Annotated in this window: 17 protein-coding genes; 7 read left to right on the top strand and 10 right to left on the bottom strand. The window is 70.8% G+C overall.

Translation table 11 applies throughout. The features are described 5' to 3' along the window. Positions 1-23: 23 nt before the first annotated feature. Positions 24-593: a YbhB/YbcL family Raf kinase inhibitor-like protein gene (locus AC3RXZ_RS12360; RefSeq protein ID WP_243229323.1), complete on the top strand. Its 570-nt coding sequence runs from the start codon at positions 24-26 to the stop codon at positions 591-593. A gap of 3 nt (positions 594-596) precedes the next feature. Here the strand turns inward: AC3RXZ_RS12360 and AC3RXZ_RS12355 are convergent, their stop codons facing one another. From AC3RXZ_RS12355 to AC3RXZ_RS12330, 6 genes are read right to left on the bottom strand one after another with little or no spacing between them, the layout of a single operon-like run. After that, entirely contained in the window at positions 597-1,457 is an 861-nt protein-coding gene (locus tag AC3RXZ_RS12355) for a MurR/RpiR family transcriptional regulator (protein ID WP_243229320.1), read from the bottom strand. Then, on the bottom strand, positions 1,438-2,307 hold the full coding sequence (gene phnE / locus AC3RXZ_RS12350; protein ID WP_243229319.1) for a phosphonate ABC transporter, permease protein PhnE: 870 nt from the start codon (positions 2,305-2,307) through the stop codon (positions 1,438-1,440). Before phnE (AC3RXZ_RS12350) ends, AC3RXZ_RS12355 begins: the two co-directional genes overlap by 20 nt. Beyond that, on the bottom strand, positions 2,304-3,113 hold the full coding sequence (gene phnE, locus AC3RXZ_RS12345) for a phosphonate ABC transporter, permease protein PhnE (RefSeq protein ID WP_243229317.1): 810 nt from the start codon (positions 3,111-3,113) through the stop codon (positions 2,304-2,306). Before phnE (AC3RXZ_RS12345) ends, phnE (AC3RXZ_RS12350) begins: the two co-directional genes overlap by 4 nt. Then, entirely contained in the window at positions 3,110-3,934 is an 825-nt protein-coding gene (phnC, locus tag AC3RXZ_RS12340; RefSeq protein ID WP_491494230.1) for a phosphonate ABC transporter ATP-binding protein, read from the bottom strand. The genes phnE (AC3RXZ_RS12345) and phnC overlap by 4 nt, the downstream gene beginning before the upstream one ends. A 26-nt stretch (positions 3,935-3,960) precedes the next feature. Beyond that, positions 3,961-4,971 (bottom strand): phosphate/phosphite/phosphonate ABC transporter substrate-binding protein, encoded by a 1,011-nt coding sequence (phnD, locus tag AC3RXZ_RS12335; protein ID WP_491494229.1) that lies wholly within the window; start codon positions 4,969-4,971, stop codon positions 3,961-3,963. Continuing rightward, complete coding sequence (locus AC3RXZ_RS12330; protein ID WP_491494228.1) at positions 4,964-5,674, bottom strand: HAD family hydrolase; 711 nt, start codon at positions 5,672-5,674, stop codon at positions 4,964-4,966. The genes phnD and AC3RXZ_RS12330 overlap by 8 nt, the downstream gene beginning before the upstream one ends. A 165-nt stretch (positions 5,675-5,839) precedes the next feature. Between AC3RXZ_RS12330 and AC3RXZ_RS12325 the strand changes: the two genes are divergently transcribed. From AC3RXZ_RS12325 to AC3RXZ_RS12315, 3 genes are all read left to right on the top strand, one after another. Continuing rightward, complete coding sequence (locus AC3RXZ_RS12325) at positions 5,840-6,472, top strand: amino acid deaminase (RefSeq protein WP_243229309.1); 633 nt, start codon at positions 5,840-5,842, stop codon at positions 6,470-6,472. 474 nt (positions 6,473-6,946) lie between these two features. Continuing rightward, positions 6,947-7,792: an exodeoxyribonuclease III gene (locus AC3RXZ_RS12320; protein ID WP_491494227.1), complete on the top strand. Its 846-nt coding sequence runs from the start codon at positions 6,947-6,949 to the stop codon at positions 7,790-7,792. Next, positions 7,789-8,610, top strand: a complete 822-nt coding sequence (locus AC3RXZ_RS12315; RefSeq protein WP_491494226.1) for an HAD family hydrolase — start codon at positions 7,789-7,791, stop codon at positions 8,608-8,610. Before AC3RXZ_RS12320 ends, AC3RXZ_RS12315 begins: the two co-directional genes overlap by 4 nt. A gap of 18 nt (positions 8,611-8,628) precedes the next feature. Here the strand turns inward: AC3RXZ_RS12315 and AC3RXZ_RS12310 are convergent, their stop codons facing one another. The 4 genes from AC3RXZ_RS12310 to AC3RXZ_RS12295 form a co-directional block, all read right to left on the bottom strand. Beyond that, positions 8,629-9,162: a hypothetical protein gene (locus AC3RXZ_RS12310; RefSeq protein ID WP_491494225.1), complete on the bottom strand. Its 534-nt coding sequence runs from the start codon at positions 9,160-9,162 to the stop codon at positions 8,629-8,631. 98 nt (positions 9,163-9,260) lie between these two features. After that, complete coding sequence (locus AC3RXZ_RS12305) at positions 9,261-9,884, bottom strand: dihydrofolate reductase family protein (RefSeq protein ID WP_491494224.1); 624 nt, start codon at positions 9,882-9,884, stop codon at positions 9,261-9,263. Continuing rightward, the gene (locus AC3RXZ_RS12300; protein ID WP_491494223.1) at positions 9,881-10,585 is read right to left on the bottom strand and encodes a winged helix-turn-helix transcriptional regulator; all 705 of its coding nucleotides are present in this window, start codon (positions 10,583-10,585) and stop codon (positions 9,881-9,883) included. The genes AC3RXZ_RS12305 and AC3RXZ_RS12300 overlap by 4 nt, the downstream gene beginning before the upstream one ends. 1 nt (position 10,586) lies before the next feature. Beyond that, complete coding sequence (locus tag AC3RXZ_RS12295) at positions 10,587-11,033, bottom strand: VOC family protein (RefSeq protein ID WP_491494222.1); 447 nt, start codon at positions 11,031-11,033, stop codon at positions 10,587-10,589. 143 nt (positions 11,034-11,176) lie between these two features. Here AC3RXZ_RS12295 and AC3RXZ_RS12290 point away from each other — a divergent pair, with 143 nt between their 5' ends. From AC3RXZ_RS12290 to AC3RXZ_RS12280, 3 genes are read left to right on the top strand one after another with little or no spacing between them, the layout of a single operon-like run. Beyond that, entirely contained in the window at positions 11,177-12,433 is a 1,257-nt protein-coding gene (locus AC3RXZ_RS12290) for a sensor histidine kinase (RefSeq protein WP_491494221.1), read from the top strand. After that, positions 12,430-13,095, top strand: a complete 666-nt coding sequence (locus AC3RXZ_RS12285) for a response regulator (protein ID WP_491494220.1) — start codon at positions 12,430-12,432, stop codon at positions 13,093-13,095. Before AC3RXZ_RS12290 ends, AC3RXZ_RS12285 begins: the two co-directional genes overlap by 4 nt. Positions 13,096-13,134: 39 nt before the next feature. Next, the gene (locus tag AC3RXZ_RS12280; protein ID WP_491494219.1) at positions 13,135-14,319 is read left to right on the top strand and encodes a benzoate/H(+) symporter BenE family transporter; all 1,185 of its coding nucleotides are present in this window, start codon (positions 13,135-13,137) and stop codon (positions 14,317-14,319) included. The last annotated feature ends 46 nt before the right edge of the window (positions 14,320-14,365 follow it).

The following is a 14,365-nucleotide window of genomic DNA, read 5'->3' as shown; positions in this document are numbered from 1 at the left end:
CGTGACCGCCCTGGTCGCCTATCGTGACGGAGGAAGCGAAGGATGCCGGAGGCCCCATGTTCTCGTTCGATCCCTATGCCGAACTGGCCGAGCTGCGCCCGGTCGCGCCGCTGGAGCTGACCAGCCCCGATTTCACCGCCGGCGGCCCCCTGCCGCTGTTCGCGTGGTCCGCGGCCCGCGGCGGCGAGGACCGCGCTCCCGCGCTGGAGTGGTCGCAGCCGCCGGCCGGCGCGCGCAGCATCGCGATCAGTTGCTTCGATCCGGATGCCCCGACCGGCTCGGGCTTCTGGCACTGGGCGGCGTTCGACCTGCCTGCGGACACGACGTCGCTCCCTGCGGGGGACGGCACCGCCGCCTCCCTCCCCGGCACGGCGCGCGTCCTGCCCAACGAGCAGCGCAGCGAGCGCTACATCGGTGCGGCACCGCCGCCCGGAACGGGCGTGCACCGCTACTTCTTCGTCGTGGACGCCCTGGATGTGCCGACACTCGACATCGCCGACGGATCGACACCGGCGGTCCTCGGCTTCAACCGCCACTTCCACACCCTCGCCCGCGGCATCCTGATCGGCACCGCCGACCCCGCCGAGCGCTGAGGGCTACTCCGACAGGGAGTGCCCGAGCACCGAGAGCGTCGCGGCCTGCGCGGCGGTGGCGCTGTCTCCGCGCCTGCGGACGAGGAGGCCGACGACCGACTCCGTGACGAGCATCAGCGCGGCCCGGGAGGTGTGCAGCAGCTCGTCGCGGAACGAGTCGTTGATCGGCGCGACGACGAGGGCGACGTCCGCGATCTCGGCGACCGGCGAACGGGGGAACGACGTGATGGCGAGGACACGAGCCCCGCTCTCCCGTGCGGCCGTCATGACGTCGATCGAGGCGCGGTTCACGCCCGATCCCGACACGACGAGGCAGGCCGAGCCGGGCCCCAGCAGGGAAGCGGTGATCTGCTGTCCGAGCGTGTCCGCGACATATTCGGCCGGCCGACCCGCCGATGTCAGGCGCATCGCGAGATCCGCGCCCACCGGAGCCGACAGCCCGTTCGCCGCGACGAGCAGCCGCGTCGACGCGTCCAGCTCGTCCACGAACGCCGTCAGGTCCTCCTCGGTGATCGCGGACACGGTCTGCGCGAGCCGCGCCGAGAACCGGTCCACGGCTCCCCGCAGCGCCCCGAGCATCGTGGCGTCCGCTGTGTCGTCCGGCGCCGGCGCGACGGTCGCCCGCTCCCTGGCAAGCGCGACGCGCAGCTGCGGGTATCCGTCGTAGCCGAGCGTCTGCGCCGTCCGGATCACGGTGGCGCGTCCCACCCCGACCGCGTCCGCGATCTCCTGGGCGGTCCGCTCGACCGCGAGGTCGACATCCGTGGCGATCGCCTCCGCGACGCGCCGCTCACTGGGCTGCATCGACGGTGCGAGCATCGCGATGCGCGTCGTCGGGGGTGCGTCAGCGGGTCCCGGCCACATGGATGCGCTCCTGTCTCGTCGCGGTCGCCCTCGCTCGGGGGCCGCGCATGATGCGTCGGCGGATCGCGCCCGAGACCGCATCCATGAGCATCGTCGCGAGAACCACCACGATGAGCAGCATCCCGACCGTATCCCACTCCCGGAAGTTCGTGTAGTTCGCGAGCATGCTGCCGATGCCGCCCGCACCCACGAGGCCGAGGACGGCCGAGGTGCGGATGTTGATCTCGAAGCGGTACAGGGCGAACGACAGCAGGCTGGGCGCGGCCGCGGGCCAGAGCGCCCAACGGGTCACCTCGGCGGTGCTGCCGCCCGCGGCGCGGACGGCCTCGGACGCCCCTTCCTGGACCGACTCCACCGTCTCGTACACCCACTTGGCCTGGGTGCCGATTCCCGCGATCGCGAGCGCCAGCGCACCGGTGAACGGCGTGAGCCCGGTGACGGTGAGCAGCAGCAGGGCGATGATCACCTCGGGAACCGCGCGGATCACCGCGAAGACCCCGCGCAGCGGCAGGCGCAGCCAGACCGGCCCGACGTTGCGCGCCGCGAGCATGCCGAGCGGAATGGACACGATCACGCATCCGATCGCCCCGATCCACGCCATGGAGATCGAGCGCCAGGTCTCGAACAGCGCCTGCGGAAGCATGTCCCAGTTCGGGTCGGCGAACATGAGCACGAGGTAGTGCCAGATCTGTCCCGGGAGCGCCCCCAGATCTCCCCACGGGATCGGGAGGCCGGCGGCCGCCACCAGCACGACGGCTCCGACGAGGACGGCGACGACCGTGGGGACGAGGCGGGAGGGATGGCGCGGGAGATCGAGTCCGATGCTGCGCGCCGTGGTCGCGATGGTCATACCAGCCGCCTCCGCAGGAAGTTGGAGAAGATCTCGATGAGCACGACGACGACGAGGATCTCCAGGACGATCACGGCGACGTCGTCATAGGCGTAGAAGGCCCGCCGTTCGTCGAGAAGGCGACCGATGCCACCGGCGCCGACGATGCCGAGGATCGCCGAGATGCGCACGTTGAGCTCGAGCGTGTACAGCCACTGGTTGGCGAAGAGCGGCCAGGTCTGCGGCAGCACGCCTCTGCGATTGATCTGCGTCTGAGAGCCGCCGGCGGCCCGCCCGGCCTCGATGACGGGCAGGTCCGTCGAATCGATCGCCTCGGAGACGAGTTTGACGATGATGCCGAGGTCGAACAGGAACAGGGTGATGAGACCCGGGAGGGCGCCGACGCCGACCATCGCGACGAGCACCGTGGCGTACACGAGATCCGGAACGGAGCGCACCACGTTGATGATCGTGCGCACCAGCACACGCGTCGGAGTGTTCGGGTTCGTCGGCGAGGCCGCCCACAGCGTCAGCGGAACCGAGATCACCGCGGCCAGGGCGGCCCCGACCACGGCCATCTGCAGCGTCTCGAGCATGGGCCCGATCGTGCGCGGCAGGAACGAGAAGTCCGGCTGGAGGAACTGCGCCAGCAGCCCCGAGCCGTTGCTCCAATTGCGGATGAGCGCGCCGAGGTCCAGGTCGATCCCGCCGATCGCCGGGATGCAGGTGGCGACCGTGAACGCCGCGAAAGCCAGGGCGACGAGCGTCGTCCGCAGCCGGGAGGTGGGTTTCGGGGGAACGGCGAGCGGCCGCGATGCGTTCGTCATGCGCCGAGCACGTCCCGCGGCTGGATGGGGCGGCCGTAGATCTGCTCGAAGTCGTGGTCCGTGGCGGCCGCGGCCGGACCGTCGTAGACGACCTCGCCGGCGCGCAGCCCGATCATGCGGGTCGTGTACTGCCGCGCGAGATCCATCAGGTGGATGTTGACGAGCACCGTGAGATGCTCCTCGACGTTGACGCGCCGGAGATCGTGCATGACCGCATGGGCCGTCGGCGGGTCGAGGCTCGCGACCGGCTCGTCGGCGAGCATGACGCTGGGCTGCTGGGTGAGGGCGCGCGCGATCGCCACGCGCTGCTTCTGCCCGCCGGAGAGCTGCCCGGCGCGGTTCCAGACCTTCTCGAGCATGCCGACCGAGTCGAGGGCGCGCAGCGCGAGCTCACGGTCCTGGATCGTGGTCAGCCCGAGCAGCGTCCGCCAGGTCGGGGTGTGCGCGAACCGCCCGACGAGGACGTTGCGGTACACGTTCGCGCGATCGGCCAGGTTGAACCCCTGGAAGATCATGCCGATGTGACCGCGCATCTCGCGCAGGGTCCGGCCGCGCATGCCCGTGACGGTGTGCGGGCCGACGGTCACGGTGCCCGTGGTCGCCGGCACGAGGCCGTTGATCGTCCGGATGAGCGTCGACTTGCCCGAGCCGGACAGCCCGACGATCGAGACCATCTCGCCTGCGGGGATGTCGAGGGAGACCCCGCTGAGGGCGCGGGTGCCGTTGGGATAGGTGACCGAGACGTCGTCGAGACGGACCGACCACGACGCGGAGGCCGGGAGCAGGGCCCCGGCCTCCGCGCGCTGCGGATCAGTGTGCATGCACCGGATCTCTCAGGTGAGAAGGGTCAGTTGGAGAATTCGGCGAGGATCTCGCCGTAGCGGGTGATCTCGTCCTCGGCGGTCTCGCTCGTCCAGTCGGAGAGGCCCACGAGGTCGAACATGACGGATGCCGCGGCATCCGAGGACTCGGCGTAGCCGTCCAGGAGCTCGGTGAGCTCGGCGACGAGGTCGTCGGGAAGCGTCGAGGTGACCGCGACACCGCCGTTGGGGATCATCTCTGTGTAGGCGAAGGCGACGACCTTGTCCGCGATGTCGGGGGCCTCTTCGGTCACCGTCGTGCGGGCGTCCCAGTACGCGAAGCTGACCTCGGCGTCACCGTTGTAGACGGCGAGGACCGCGTTGTTGTTCCCCTCGACGGGGACCTGCGTGATGCCGGCATCCGTGTCGACGCCCTGATCGCGCATCGCGACGACCGGATACTGGTAGCCGGCCGGGGACGTGGCGGCCTGGAGGGCCACCTTCGTGCCGTCCGAGATCTCCGCGAGCGCCTCGATGCCGGCGGGTCCGGATCCGGTCGCGTCCGCTGCGGCCTCCTCGATGCCGTTGCAGTAGGACAGTTCGATGCCGCTGGCGGCGTACGTCGACAGGACGGGCTCGTCCTCGCAGTACTTGTCGGGGTTGTTCGTGTAGGCCACGGAGGCGTAAGAGGTCGCGCCGAAGCGGACGTCGCGCAGGATCAGCTCGGCGTCGTAGCGCTCGGTCGCGTTGTAGAGGGATCCGGCGTCGGTGATGATCACCTGCGCCTGGTCGGTGCCCAGCGCCTCGACCGTCGCCGCGTAGTCGGAGGCGACGACGCCCTTGACCTCGATGCCGAGGTTGTCGGACAGATACGTGGTGAGCGGGTCCAGCGCCTGGGCGAGGTCTTCACCCTCGACCGACGGGACCAGCGACAGGGTGATGGACGACGGCCACTCGGCCGCCTCGTCCGCCGTGCCGTCGGCCGAGCTGCTGCTGCAGCCGGCGAGAGTGAGAACGGCGACTGCGGCGATGCCCGTCGTGAGCAGGGACTTACGCATGGGGGTCGTGCCTTTCGGTGTGGGTGGTGCGTGCGGGGGTGGCGGATGCCGCGTGAGCGGCCCAGGCTTCGATGTCGCTGTAGAGGTCGGCGAGAGTGCGCGCGCGGAACGTGACGGCGGCGGGGGAGCGTTCGGCGGTCGCGCCGACGAGAGCCGTCTCGGCACCGAGCGCGGCGGCCGGAGCGAGATCGAACTCGAAGATGTCGCCGACCGACAGGACCGGCCCGTCGGCGATCGCCGCGCGGAGGATGGGGGTGAGGCCTGCGGGCTTGCCGACCGTGAAGTGCAGGTCGTCGAAGAGGTCGGCAACGCCCCAGCCTTCGAGCACCGGTCGGATGCCGGCACCGGGCGCGTTCGTCGCCAGGACGATGCGGGCATGACGGTGGACGCGGGCCAGGAAGTCGGCGAGCCCGGCCGGAGGCGCTATCGCCGCGTGCTCGGAGCCGAGCAGGGCGCGCGAGGACTGATAGGCCGACTCGAGGGTCTCCGCCGTGACGCCCTGGGCGCCGGCGAGCGAGCTGATCACGTCGTATCCGTCGCGGGCGTCGCCCTCGCCCCGCTCGAAGGCGGCCAGCGCGAGCATCGCGTGGTCCGCGAAGGCGTCATCGTCGGCGGCGCTCGCCACGGCGCGGGCGAAGGCCTCGAGCGGACCGGCGCCCAGCGCGATGGTTCCGTCGAAGTCGAGGATGAGGGTGGCAGTCACGGGTCTCCTGATCTGATCGCATCGCCGCTGCGGACGATGCGTCCATACTTGCATCGGTTTGTGGACGATACGACCATCCTGCGTGAACATCGCGTGAACTCCGGCATCGCCGCTCCGTCCGGCGCCGTGTGCTGAGCGCCGCGGGCTGCCGCTACGCTCGTCGACGTGATCGACCGCCTGGATGCCGCAGCCGCCGCGCACGATGCTCCCGCCGTGCTCTCGATGTTCGACTGGCTGGGTCCCGCGATCGATGCGGATGCCGCGGCGGGACGCTTCTCGCGCTGGGGACGCTCGACCGTCGTGGACGAGAACGTCGGCGCACCCGTCCTGCCGCGCGCGTTCTTCGAGGCGCTGCACGAGCGTGCGCGACAGGACGCGCGCTGGCCGGTCGGCAACGCCGGCGTGCTGCATGTCTACGGCTATCTGCTCTCCACCACGCCCACGCCGTACGGACTGAAGCGCGAGCGCTGGCTCGACGGCGCGCTCGCGCGGGCCTGCGGACTGGCTCCGGACGCGTTCGTCCCCTGGGCCGATGACCGCACGCTGCTCGCGCGGGTGACCGACGCGGCCGAGACGCTGTTCACGCAGTCACCCGTGCGGAGTCAGCCGCTCGGCGACGCGGTGGCGGTCGTCGCGATCGCGGATCGGCATCCGATGCCCTCCGCGCTGGCCTACGCGCTGGAGCATCCCGCGGACGGCCGACGCCTCATCACGATGTTCCCCGTCACCGACCCCGCAGCCCTCCTCGTCGAGTTCGACGCCTCCCCTCCCCGCCCCCGCTGGAACGCCGTCCCCTGACCCGCACTCCCGTCCCCGACCCCGCGCAGTCGTCACCGTAGCCCAAGCTGCCCCTCCCTTCCTTCCCCATGTCTTCCCCCTTCCCGCCGCAGTCGTCGGCGTAGCCGACGCTGCCCACCCCGCGCCTCCTTCCCCAGCGCAGTCGTCGGCGTAGCCGACGCTGCCCACACCCCGTCTCCTCCCCCGGTGCAGTCGTCGGCGTAGCCGACGCTGCCTCTCCTCCCTCTCTTCCCTCGTTGTTGCAGGTGGCCTTCCCTCCTCGGGAGGGCGGAGGGATGCTCGGGTCGAGAGCATCGGGAGGGCCCCGGCGAAGCCGGGAGGGACCCTCCGCGAACGACCCGAGCATCCCGCAGCCCGCCACCACCCCGCGATGCCGCAGACGAGCCCCTCGGCCCTCGACTCTCGACCCTCGACCCCGCCCCTCGCCCCGCCCCCAGCACCCCCGCTGTCCGACCCGCCCCGTAGGCTTGACCCATGCGCTTGGCCACATGGAACATCAACTCCATTCGCACGCGAATCACCCGCGCCGTCGAGTTCGCCGTCCGGGAGGACATCGACGTCCTCGCCCTGCAGGAGATCAAGTGCAAGCCCGAGCAGTTCCCGTACGCGCCGTTCGAGGAGGCGGGCTACCAGGTCGAGGTTCACGGCTTCAATCAGTGGAACGGCGTCGCGATCGCGAGCCGTCTTCCGATGTCCGATGTGCGCACGTCGTTCGCCGGTCAGCCCGGATTCGCGAAGGGGCACGAGGGACCGGATGCCCCGCTGGAGGCTCGCGCGCTGGGCGTGATGGTCGACGGTGTGCGGGTGTGGAGTCTGTACGTGCCGAACGGTCGCAGTCTGAACGACCCCCACTACCTGTACAAGTTGCACTGGCTGGAGCAGCTCAAGAACGCCACCGCCGCAGAGCTCTCCGCGAACCCGGGCCTCCCGCTCGCCCTCGTCGGAGATTTCAACATCATCCCCTTCGATGCCGACAACGGTGACCCCGCGATCGTCGAGGGCGTCTCGACGCACGTGTCTCCCCCGGAGCGTCAGGCGTTCTTCGCCCTGGCCGAGGCTGGCGTGACCGACGTCGTGCGCCCCCTCATCCCCGAGGGGTACACCTACTGGGACTACCAGCGCCTGAAGTTCCCGCGCAACGAGGGCATCCGCATCGACTTCGTCCTCGGTTCTCCCGCGCTGGCCGACGCCGTGACCGGAGCGTCGATCCACCGCAACGAGCGCAAGGGCGAGCAGCCCAGTGACCACGTTCCCGTCGTGGTCGACCTCGATTTCGGGTCGGGCGCGGAGGACGACGATCTGCCGATGATCTTCGCGTGAGCGACGTGGCGATCCGGCTCATCGCGACCGATCTCGACGGCACGCTGCTGACCGGGGACGGCGCCGTCTCGGCCCGGACGCGCGCCGCTCTCGATACCGCGCGCGCTGCCGGCATCCGGACCGTCCCTGTGACGGCGCGCCAGCCGATCGGGTTGCGCCAGATCGCGGCCGGGGCGGGTTTCGACGACTGGGCGCTGTGCGGCAACGGCGCCTACGGCGTGCATCTCACGACCGGTGAGCAGTTGTTCGCGCAGGAGATCCCCGCTGCCGTGCAGCAGGAGCTGGCCGAGGCCCTGGGCGCGGTCATCCCCGACCTCGTGTTCGCGAGCGTGCGCGACGGCGGGGAGGGTTTCATCGCGCAGGACGGCTACGCCGCGCTCGCGCAGCTCAGCGACCACAAGCGCGATCCGGCCACGATGGGCGGCGTCCCGTTGGCCGATGTGCTCGCGGCTCCCAGCCTGAAGCTCGTGATCCGGCATCCGTCCGTCCCCATCCCGGAGATCTTCGCGGCACTGCAGGCCCTCGGGCTGACCGGGTTCGAGGCGACTCTGTCGGGTGCTCCGTTCGTCGAGGTCATGGCCGAGGGCGTGACGAAGGCGACGGGTGTCGCTCAGCTGTGCGCCCGCCTGGACATCGACAGCTCGGAGGTGATCGCCTTCGGCGACGCGCTCAACGACCTGGAGCTCCTGCGCTGGGCGGGCCGCGGTGTCGCGATGCCTCACGCCGAGCCCGCGGTCCGGGATGCCGCGGACGAGGTCGCCCCGGCATCCAACGACGCCGACGGCGTCGCGCAGGTGATCGACCGGCTGCTCGCCTGAGCCTCACCGCGCGCGTGCTCAGCGCCGGGAGAACACGCTCCGTCGGGTGAGGAATCCGCCGAGGACCAGAAGACCCAGAGCGACCGCGACCAGAATCGTCGGTGCCGCTGCGCCGGTCGCCGCGAGCGCCGCGCCGGCCTCGGCGTCGCCGCTCTCACCGTTCGGTGCCGCGCCGCCCTGGAGGGGAATCACGGTCAGCGCTACGCTCGCCTCGAACGCGGACGAGGCGCCGATCGCGACGACGTGATGCGCTCCCGCAGGGACGTTCGTCGGGATGGTGACAGAGCCGGCGATGCGTCCCGCGGCGTCCGCAGTGAGCTGACCGAGCGGCATCGGGGTCGAGTGCAACTCCAGCCGCACGGTCTCGCCGGGCTGGAAGTTCTCGCCGGTCACGTCGATGACCTCGCCTGGGCGCGCCGAGGTGACGGACACCTGGAGGCGCGGCGTGACAGCCGGCGGTTCGCAGTCCGTCGCGAGCGGGATGTCCACCCCTTCGACGACCTCGCCGGCGGCGAGGTCGATGGTGTCGGCATCCGGTCCTTCTCCGGCCACCGCATTCCGACCGACAGACTCACTGTGCCGATCACGCGGCAACGTGTGATCTGAATGTAGCGGCGAGCAGCCGGCCGTGGAAAGAGGCAGATCTCGGACTATTCCCCCATCGTCCCGGTGCGCACCTCGCCCGGCACCGGCGCGTAGCGCAGCAGCAGCGTCCCGCCGTCGCCGGACTCGGCGTGCAGCAGTCTCAGATTCGCCGGCGCTGCTCCGTCGGGGAACACCTTCTTGCCCTGACCGAGCACCACCGGGTACACCCACAGCTGCAGTTCGTCGTACAGCCTCTCGGCGAGCAGGGTCTGCACGAGGTCGACACTGCCGATCACGTGCACGTCCCGATGCCGCTCGCGCAGCTCCGCGATCTCGGCGGCGAGGTCGTCCCCGATGCGTGTGCTCCCGGGCCAGTCCAGCCGGATTCCGGCATCCCGCGACGCGACGTACTTCGGCACCCGGTCGAAGAGCTGCCCGATCCATCCCTCCTCGCCGGTGGTGTGTTGCGGCCAGTAGCCGGCGAAGATGTCGTAGGTGCGCCGACCGAGCAGCAGCGCGTCGAGCGTGCGCATGCCCTCCTCGACGCCGCGCCCGACGGCTTCGCTCGGCAGCGGCGCCTGCCAGCCGCCGAACGGGAAACCGTCGGAGGGGTCCTCCTCCGGCCCGCCGGGTGCCTGGGCGACGCCGTCCAGGGTGGTGAACAGATCGATGATGATGCGTCCGGTCATGATGCGCTCCTCTGCGAATCGGACATGACGAGCGGTGCGATGTGGAAGGTCGCGGCGAACGCGTCCAGGGCGCTCTCGTCGCCGCGCACCACGGCGACGAGATCCTGCGCGAGGGCTTCAGCCGGGGTCACGTCTCCGGCGATCAGCCGGCGGATGCTCGGCCCGGCCACGATGACGGCCTCCGGATCTCCCTCCGGAAGGCGCCCGCCGACGGGAGGGGCAGGCGGGGCCAGACGGCTCACGGACAGCGCGCCGCCGGTGACGACGACCCGCAGGGCGACGTCGCCGACGTGCAGCTCGAAATCGGTGTCGACGGCGGTCTCCGGCTGGAACGACGTGCGCAGCGCCATCGTCAGCGAATCCCCCGTGACGACGTCACCGGGATCGGGGTCTCCCATGGCCTGGAACCCCCAGCGCCCGAGGGCGAGCAGGATCGGCTCGAGCGAGCGCCCGTAGGCCGTCAGCTCGTAGACGAGTCCGCAGTTCATCAGCGGCACGCGCCGCACGACGCCGCCCTCCTGCAGCTCTTTGAGCCGCGTGGAGAGGATGTTGGTCGGGATGCGCGGCAGGCCCTGCTTGAGATCGGTGTACCGACGGGGGCCGACGAGCAGATCGCGGACGATGAGCAGAGCCCACCTCTCCCCGATCAGCTCGACGGCCGTCGTCACACCGCAGTACTGGCCGTAGCTTCGTGCCGCCATGTCAGGCCGGCTCGGCGCCCTGTTCCGCCATGTACGCCTCGGGCCCCTGCTCGGCGGCCTCTTCGCTCATGTACAGGAACTCGAGGATGTTGCCGTCCGGGTCCTCGAGATCGCGCGAGTACATGAAGCCGTAGTCCTGGGCCTCGCGCGGCTCGGTCCCCCCGGCAGCGAGACCGGCGGTGAGCACTCCGTCGACGGCCTCGCGGGAGTCGCGGCTGAGTGCGACGAGCGCCTGAGCGGCACTCTTCGGATCGACGACCTGCTTGTCGGTGAACGTGCCGAAGTACTCGCGCGTGAGCACCATGAAGTACACGTCGTCGCTCCACACGATGCAGGCGGCGTTCTCGTCGGTGAACAGCGGATTGATGTCGCATCCGAGGGCCGTGTAGAACGCCTTGCTGCGCTCGAGGTCGGTGGTGGGCAGGTTGACGAAGATCTTCGTGGACATGCTGACTCCCTTGTCTGATGAGGTCGTCCGATGCGGACGAGACCGATACTTGCAAATAACAACTGTGCTTGTCAATAGCAAGCACGCGGGCGGTCCGCCCCAGGGCGGATGCCGCGGCATCCGCCCTTGCGTACCGTGGAGGCATGCCCGCCCCCACCCGTCCTCTGACCTTGCAGCAGCGCAGGTCCGACCTCGTCATGGCCGGGGTCGTCTTCGTCGCCGGCATCATCAGCGCCGTGCTGTCGTCGATCTCCGAGATCTACGGCGACGACCAGGCGCCGCTCGGCTACGCGGTCCTGTACCTCTTCGTGATCGCCGCGCCCCTGGCCGTCCGCCGCGTCTGGCCCGCGCCCGTCGCCGTCATCGTGTCGATCGCCTACTTCTTCGCCGTCACGTTCCGCATCCCCGAGCTGTACGCCGGGAACGTCGCGATGTTCATCGCGCTCTACACGGTCGGCGCCTGGATGGCGAACCGCCGAGCGGCGCTCGTCGTACGTGCGGCGATCATCGCCGGCATGTTCCTCTGGCTCCTCATCACGATGTACCGCGACGCGATCGACACGGCACGCGAGGAGGAGGTCATCGCCGGCGCCATGTCGCCGTACGTCGCGTTCATGATGCTGCAGATCCTCCTGAACGTGCTCTACTTCGCCGGCGCGTACTACTTCGGGGAGCGCGCATGGAACGCGGCCAGGCAGCGCGCGACGCTCGAGCAGCGTACGGCCGACCTCGAACGCGAGCGAGAGGTGACCGCGGCGCAGGCCGTCGCGCTCGACCGGGTGCGCATCGCGCGCGAGCTGCACGACGTCGTCGCCCACCACGTCTCCGTCATGGGTGTGCAGGCGGGAGCGGCGCGCACCGTGATCGATGCCGACCCCGTACAGGCGAAGCTGATGCTCGCCGGCATCGAGGAATCGGCGCGCGAAGCGATCAGCGAGCTGCGCAACCTGCTCGAGACGCTGCGCTCCTCGGACGAGGACGCCGCGGACACCGCCTCCACCGTGGAGCTGTCTGACATCGCCGACCTCGTCGCGGCCACGACGGACGCCGGCGTGCCCGCCGTCTACGAGGTCGTCGGGGATCCGCGGCCGGTGCCGTCCGTCGTGGCGGTCAACCTCTACCGCATCGCTCAGGAGTCGCTGACGAACGTGCGGCGCCACGCCGGCCCCGGCGCGCGCGCCGACGTGCGGCTGCGGTACGAGGACACCGCGGTCGAGCTGGAGGTCGTCAACACCGGTCATCGCGTGCTGACGACGCGCGGCGGTCTCGGGCAGCTCGGGATGCGCGAACGCGCGGCCGCATCGGGAGGGACCATCGAGTCCGGGCCGCGGGAGCGCGGCGGATGGCGGGTCCGGGTCACCGTTCCGCTCGTTCCGGCGGCGGCCGGAGCGGTCGTATGAGCGCCTCGATCCGCGTCCTCCTCGTCGACGATCACGCCCTGCTGCGCGCCGGCTTCCGGACCATCCTGGACGCGCAGCCCGACATCACGGTCGTGGGCGAAGCGGCGACCGGCACGGAGGCGGTGGCCGCGGCATCCGCCCTGCGTCCGGACGTGATCTGCATGGACGTGCAGATGCCGGACATGGACGGCATCGAGGCGACGCGCCTCATCGTGGCCGACCCGGGCGTGCAGGCCGCCATCGCGATCGTCACGACGTTCGATCGCGACGACTACCTCTTCGCCGCACTGGATGCCGGAGCCGGCGGGTTCCTTCTGAAGAACGCGGGTCCCGAGGATCTCGTCGCGGCCGTACGCGCCCTCGCCGCCGGCGACGGGATGCTCGCCCCGGAGGTCACCCGCCGCGTGCTGGCGCGATTCGCCGCCGAGCGCACGGATGCCGCGCCTCCGGTCGCGGGCATCACGCCGGCCGAACCGTTCACCGACCGCGAGGCCGAGGTGCTCGCGCTCATGGCCGATGCCCTGAGCAATGCCGAGATCGGCGCGCGCCTGTACATCGGCGAGGCGACGGTGAAGACGCACGTGTCGCGCATCCTGCAGAAGCTCGGCGCGCGCGACCGCGTGCAGGCCGTCGTGCTGGCGCTGCGCGGAGGGCTGGCGTAGAGCGCACGCACGATGGACGCCCGCGATAGCCTCGCATCCATGACCGATCCCGCCGCGCCGATCTCGCGTCCGATCACGGCCGGGATCGTGACGGCTCTCGTCGGCTTCACGAGTTCGTTCGCGGTCGTGCTCACCGGCCTCTCGGCCGTCGGCGCCTCCACCGCCCAGGCGGCGAGCGGATTGCTGGCGCTGAACATCACGATGGGACTGGCCTGCATCGTCCTGGCATGGCGGTATCGGATGCCGATCACCTCCGCCTGGTCGACCCCGGGTGCCGCGCTGCTGGCCGCCACGGGCGCCGTCGAAGGAGGCTGGCCGACCGCGGTCGGCGCCTTCCTCGTCGTCGCGGTCCTCATCCTCGTCGCGGGGCTCTGGCCGGGATTCGGGCGGCTGATCGCACGGATCCCGTCATCCATCGCCCAGGCGATGCTGGCCGGCGTCCTGCTGCCCCTGTGCCTGGCGCCGATCACGGGGATCGCCGAGAATCCGTGGGGCGTCCTGCCCGTCGTGCTGACCTGGCTCGTGTGCGCGCGGTTCGCTTCGCGCTGGGCCGTGCCGCTGGCCTTCGCGGCGGCGGCGATCGTCGTCGCGGTCGACCTGTTCCGCACCGGCGCGTCGGTCGCTCCGGCGCTGCTGATCCCGAGTCTCGAGCTCACCGCCCCGACCTTCACGGTCGGCGGACTGATCGGGGTCGCGCTTCCGCTGTTCGTCGTGACGATGGCGTCGCAGAACGTGCCCGGCGTCGCGATCATGCGCAGCTACGGCTACGAGGTCCCCTGGCGACCGGCGATGTTCGTCACCGGCATCGGCACCGCGCTCGGTGCTCCCGCCGGCGGCCATGCCATCAACCTCGCGGCGATCAGCGCGGCTCTGGCCGCAGCTCCGGAAGCCGATCCTGACCCTCGCCGACGCTGGGTCGCGGGAGTCTCGACGGGCGGCGCCTACCTCGTCCTGGGCGCGTGCTCGGCCGCCTTCGCCGCGCTGGTGCTGCTGGCCCCGGCGGCCGTGATCCCCGCGGTGGCCGGGCTCGCGCTGTTCGCCGCGTTCGGCTCGGCCGTGCAGCAGGCGGTCGCCGAGCCGGCGGAGCGGATGCCCGCGGTGGTGACGTTCCTCATCGCCGCGTCCGGACTGTCGCTCGCCGGGATCAGCGCGGCGTTCTGGGCGCTGATCGCCGGCCTCGTGGTGCGCCTCGTGCTCACGTACCGCCGTCGCACCTCGGCCTGAGCCGGGATTCCGCCGCGCAGCGGACCGGGGTCCGCCGCAGGGGGGA

Source organism: Microbacterium cucumeris, from assembly GCF_058349845.2.
This window is presented reverse-complemented; position numbering and strand designations above follow the sequence as displayed.